General features: G+C 75.9%; 2 protein-coding genes. Both read right to left on the bottom strand.

The genetic code is table 11. The annotated features are described in order from the left end of the window. The coding region (locus tag CUD01_RS16305; protein WP_244937817.1) for a hypothetical protein at positions 1 to 777 on the bottom strand (777 nt) is incomplete at its 3' end. Between the two features lie 5 nt (positions 778 to 782). Next, the coding region (locus CUD01_RS16300; protein ID WP_141322535.1) for an OsmC family protein at positions 783 to 1189 on the bottom strand (407 nt) is incomplete at its 5' end.

Here is a 1189-nt window from a genome sequence, read left to right as displayed (position 1 = left end):
CCCCAGGCGCGGCAGGCCGCGGCGGCGCCTGGTCGGACCCGCGGGCAGCTCGGGCACGTCCGGCGTCGTGGGGGTGCCCCATGCCCCGTCGGCCGTGAGCTCGACGCGCACGGGCTGCGCGGGCAGCTCCACCGGGTCGCGGAACGTCGCCGGTGCGGGCCCGAACGTCTTGCGCGTGCCCGCGATGACCTCGCGGCCCAGCGCACGTCCGCCCGACGCGCCGACGACGACGCCGATCCCGTAGGGCAGCATGCGCCCGAAGAACAACCCCGACTGCTTGGCGAGCTGCTTGCGCAGCATGCGCCGCGTGAGGGTCGTGTTGACCTTCTTCACGGTCGCGACGGGCATGCGCGTGAGCAGCAGCCGTGCGACGTTCGTCGCCCCCAGGCCGGTGATGTCGGTCAGCGCCTTGGCGCCGGACTCGCCGAGCAGCGCGGTCAGCAGGAGCGCGCGGCGCCGGTCGACGTCCTCCACCTCGATGCCGTGCACGGACGCGACCGCGAGCACGTACGCGGCGGACGCGCTGAAGAACGTCGCCACGTCGCTCGCGGTCAGCACGAGCGCGACCCCGGTGCCGACCGCGGGGGCGGCGGCCGCGGCACCCACGGCGCCGCCGGCGCTCGCGACGACCACCAGGAACTCCTTCTCGAGCAGCCGCACGAGCTGCTCGGGCGTCGCCTCGGGGTTGCGCCGGCGCAGGCTCGCGACGTGCTGGTGCACCGCGCTCGACGGCAGCTGGACCGCCCGGGCGAGGGCCTCCTCGACGATGCGGGGCACGGCGCTCAGCGCTCCCCGACGACCGTGAGGTCGACCGTCGCGCCGGCCGTGAGCGTACGGCCCACGGTGCAGTGCTGGTCGATCGCGCGGTGCACGACGGTCAGGAGGCGCTCGCGCGCCGCCGGGTCGAGCGAGGACAGGTCGACGACGAGCCGCTCGGCGAGCGCCGGGTAGCGGTCCTCGGCGTCGTCGGCGAGGCCCTCGACCTCGATCGTCACGGGCACGTCGTCGCCGAGGCGGCGCGCGAGCGCGGCGTCGGACGACAGGCCCGAGCACCCCGCGAGCGCGACCTTCATCAGCTCGCCGGGCGTGAACGCGCCCTCGTAGGCGATGTCGCCGATCTCGACGCTCGCGCCGCGCGAGCTGCGGCCCACGTAGCGGCGCGAGCCGATGCGCTCGACCCACAGGCGGG

The organism is Cellulomonas uda (assembly GCF_006538705.1).
In the GTDB taxonomy this organism is placed as follows: Bacteria; Actinomycetota; Actinomycetes; order Actinomycetales; family Cellulomonadaceae; genus Cellulomonas; species Cellulomonas uda.
Note: the sequence above shows the minus strand (reverse complement) of the source record. Positions and strands in the feature narration are given on the sequence as shown.